This window comes from Variovorax sp. 20P10.2.4, from assembly GCF_058244205.1.
Genome location: NZ_JBZAYE010001000.1, coordinates 1 through 1,824 on the forward strand (window position 1 = coordinate 1; position 1,824 = coordinate 1,824).

Annotated in this window: 2 protein-coding genes and 1 pseudogene; all 3 read left to right on the plus strand. The window is 71.2% G+C overall.

Going from position 1 to position 1,824, the window contains the following annotated elements:
• Window positions 1-231 (plus strand): annotated as a pseudogene (locus AC27VN_RS40380) (hypothetical protein); the annotation flags it as partial.
• Window positions 232-426: 195 nt separating this feature from the next.
• Window positions 427-1,059, plus strand: coding sequence for a transposase (locus tag AC27VN_RS40385; RefSeq protein WP_490880350.1), 633 nt, complete (start codon window positions 427-429; stop codon window positions 1,057-1,059).
• A 299-nt stretch (window positions 1,060-1,358) separates the two neighbouring features.
• On the plus strand, window positions 1,359-1,824 hold a 466-nt coding region (locus AC27VN_RS40390), incomplete at its 3' end, for an STN domain-containing protein (RefSeq protein WP_490880351.1).

Consider the following 1,824-nt stretch of genomic DNA (forward strand, 5'->3'; position numbering starts at 1 on the left):
AACGTCACGGTGGTCGGACTGATGCGCCGGCACGATCGCGCGGTGGCGGTGCTGACCGTCAACGGCGCGCCGCCCAAGGCCTTCATGACCGGCGAGCGGCTGCTGCCCGACGTGCGGCTGGTGGCGATAGACGCCGACGCGGTGACCATCGAGCGCGCGGGCGCCACCACGCGCATCGTGGCGCCCGTGCTCCCCGACCCCGGCCCGCCGGGGATCGTCCGGGTCCGCTGAGGGGCCGCGCCTTTTTCCTGCGGGTTTGCCGATCGGCGCTCGTCTAGAGGAATCGGTGGGTGTCTCCCGGCCGGGAGGCGCCGATCGCCGCGCGCGGATCGTCCGCGTGCGATGTGGCGGTGTGGACGAGGAGTCTGGATGAAGAAAAAGAACCCAAGGGAAAAGTTCTCTTCTGGCCTTGCCAGGAGCGTATCGATGCAGACCCTGGACAAGGAGCTGTCCAGGCACGTGGAGGTCGCTCGAACCGAGCCGGTGCCGGTGGAGCGGTACGGCGTCCCCTGGGTGTGGATCGTGTCGCACCCGCTGTGGGTGGAGGTCGATCGCCTGCAGTCCTTCGTGCCCGACGACCATGCGCTGGTCGCGCTGCGCGAGGCCATCGACAGCACGCTGGCCTACGAGGGCACCGTCCTGAACGAACTCACGCGCGAATGCACGAGCGGCGTGGACGCGCGCATGATCATGCGCGCCTGGCTGCTGCAGATCGTCTACTCGCTGGCCGACCCCAAGCGCGTGCGCGAGGGCCTGGGCTACAACATGCTGTGGCGCTGGTTCGTGGGCTTCCTGCTGCGCTCGGAGCCGCTGCCCGAGGCGCGGGCCTTCATCCACGACATCCGCATGGTCAGCGCGCATCCGCAGGCGATCGACATCGTGCACCGCTGCCTCACGCATGGCGCGCTGGCGGACGTGGACACCGAGGAGTTCAGCATCAACTACGGGCTGCTGCACACGCTGCGCGCCCACCACCATCTCGAGGCGCGGCGCATGGAGGTGCCCGATCCCGTGCTGCGGACCCGGCGCGAGCACGGCGGCCAGGCGGTGGCGGGGTAGCGGCGCCCGCGCGCCCCGCAGTCCACCGCGTGCCGCCGCTGTCACATCGGTGCAACCTCGCGCGCCGATGCTGTGCGTTTTGCATAGGGTTCTCGTGCCGTGCTGACGCCAACCTCTGTTTCCCTGTCCGGTGCCCAGCATGCAGAACGCGGATCGCAGGGCGCCTGCGGTCGGGCATGGCGGGAGGGTGGACCGTGGGACGCGCCGTTGCGTGCGACCTGACGGACCGGTTGGCGGCTTGCGCTTGCGTACTGTGGATGGCGATGGCACCCGCCCTGGCGTCGACGACCGCTGATCCCGTGGCCGCCGCCGTGCCGGCGCCCGTGCAACCGCAGCCACTGGCATTCGACATTCCCGCGCAGCCGCTGGCCTCCGCGCTGGAGCGTTACGCGGTGATCGCGGACCAGACCGTGCTGTTCAGCGATGCGCTGGTCGCGGGCCGCGTGTCGGCCCCGGTCCAGGGCCTGCACCTGCCGCGCGTGGCCCTGGCGGCGCTGCTCGAGGGCACCGGCCTGACGGCTGAGAACCCCGGTGGCAAGCTCCGCGACGCCTTCGTGCTGCGGCCGGTGCCGGTGGAGATCGGCGCCGTGCCGGCCATCGTGCCGGGGCTGGACCGGCGCTACGACGGCCTGGTCCAGACTCGGGTCTGGGAAGCGCTGTGCGCCGATGCGCGCACCGCGCCCGGCAGCTACCGCACCCTGCTGCGCTTCGAGGTCGATGCCACCGGTGCGCTGCAGAAGCCGCGCCTGCTGACCTCGACCGGCA